Origin of the sequence: Thioalkalivibrio sp. ALgr3, assembly GCF_000377325.1 — a bacterium.
Taxonomy (GTDB): domain Bacteria; phylum Pseudomonadota; class Gammaproteobacteria; order Ectothiorhodospirales; family Ectothiorhodospiraceae; genus Thioalkalivibrio.
Map to the genome: position 1 here is coordinate 1 of NZ_KB898029.1, position 1720 is coordinate 1720.

Annotated in this window: 1 protein-coding gene; it reads left to right on the forward strand. The window is 68.3% G+C overall.

Annotation, left to right across the window (positions count from 1 at the left end):
- Positions 1–340 precede the first annotated feature (340 nt).
- The gene (gene serS / locus C998_RS0113910; RefSeq protein ID WP_018871477.1) at positions 341–1630 is read left to right on the forward strand and encodes a serine--tRNA ligase; all 1290 of its coding nucleotides are present in this window, start codon (positions 341–343) and stop codon (positions 1628–1630) included.
- Positions 1631–1720 lie beyond the last annotated feature (90 nt).

Genomic DNA, 1720 nt, shown 5'->3' on the forward strand with positions numbered 1-1720 from the left:
AAAGCTCCGGCGTTTGCGTGCCATGGCTGTTCTCCTCGTAACAGGGGGTTATCGTCCCACCTAACGAGGTGTCCACGAAAATTAGGCCAGCTCAGTTCGCGGCCGAGGCCGCTCCTGCAGGGTGGCGGTCGGTGTAGGAGGCCAGCCCTCTGGCCGATGGGGCTGTGCGGGTCGCGGCCGAGGCCGCTCCTACAACCTGATCCGGTGCCAGGTTCGGGCCGATCGGCCAGGGGGGCCGGCCTCCACTGGGGAGGGGGGTTGCGCGGTGTCGGCCTGCACGGGGCGGGGTGTTTGGCTTAAACTGCGCGGTTTCCACTACTACTGGTCGACGGCTTAACCCATGCTGGATATCCGCAGTCTGCGTCAGGATCTGGACGCCACCGAGGCCGCGCTGGCGCGGCGCGGTTTTACCCTGGACCGTGAGCGGTTCGAGCGCCTGGAGGCGCGCCGCAAGGAGCTGCAGGTGCGCACGCAGGAGCTGCAGGCGGAGCGCAACACGCGGTCGAAGGCGATCGGGCAGGCGAAGGCGCGGGGCGAGGACATCGAGCCGCTGAAGGCGGAGGTCTCGCGCATCGGCGACGAGCTGAAGGGCTGCGAGGACGAGCTGGAGGGCATTCAGGCCGAGCTGCACGATCTGCTGCTGCATGTGCCCAACCTCCCGCAGGCGGGCGTGCCCGAGGGCCTGGACGAGTCCGCGAACGAAGAGGTGCGCCGCTGGGGCGAGCCGACCCGCTTCGATTTCGACTGCCGCGATCATATCCAGCTGGGCGAGCCGGGGGCGCGCCTGGACTTCGAGGGGGCGGCCCGGGTGGCGGGTGCGCGCTTTGTGGTGATGCGCGGCGAGATGGCACGGCTGCACCGCGCGCTGACGCAGTTCATGCTGGACCTGCATACCCGCGAGCATGGTTACGAGGAGACCTACGTCCCGTACCTGGCCAACCCGGAGACGCTGGTGGGCACCGGGCAGCTGCCCAAGTTCGACGATGACCTGTTTTCGGTGGACTGCGAGCAGAAGTTCCGGCTGATCCCGACGGCGGAGGTGCCGCTGACCAACCTGGTGCGCGAGCAGATCCTGGAGGCGGAGGAGCTGCCGCTGAAGATGGTGGCGCACACGCCCTGTTTCCGCTCGGAGGCGGGAAGCTACGGCCGCGACGTGCGCGGCCTGATCCGCCAGCACCAGTTCGAGAAGGTGGAGCTGGTACAGGTGGTCCGGCCGGAGGAGTCGGATGCGGCTCTGGAAGGCCTGCTGGGTGATGCCGAGAAAGTCCTGCAGGCGCTGGAGATCCCCTACCGGGTGATGCTGCTGTCAGCCGGGGACATGGGGTTTTCCGCCGCGCGTACCTACGACCTGGAGGTCTGGCTGCCGGGGCAGCAGGCCTACCGCGAAATCTCGTCCTGTTCGAACTTCGAGGCATTCCAGGCGCGGCGCATGCAGGCGCGGTTCCGCCCGAAGGCGGGCGAGCGCCCGGAGCTGCTGCATACGCTGAACGGTTCCGGCGTGGCGGTGGGTCGCGCGCTGGTGGCGCTGCTGGAGAATCATCAGCAGGCCGACGGCTCCGTGCGCATCCCCGAGCGGCTGCGGCCGTGGCTGGGCGGCACCGAGGTGATCGAACCGCCGACGGCCCCGTAGGAGATTCTATGTCTGCGTGCAAGGGTTCGGGGGTCGGTAGTCGGTCTGGTTTTTCATGAGGGCGAAGGCGACGCGGGCGAGTTTGCGAGC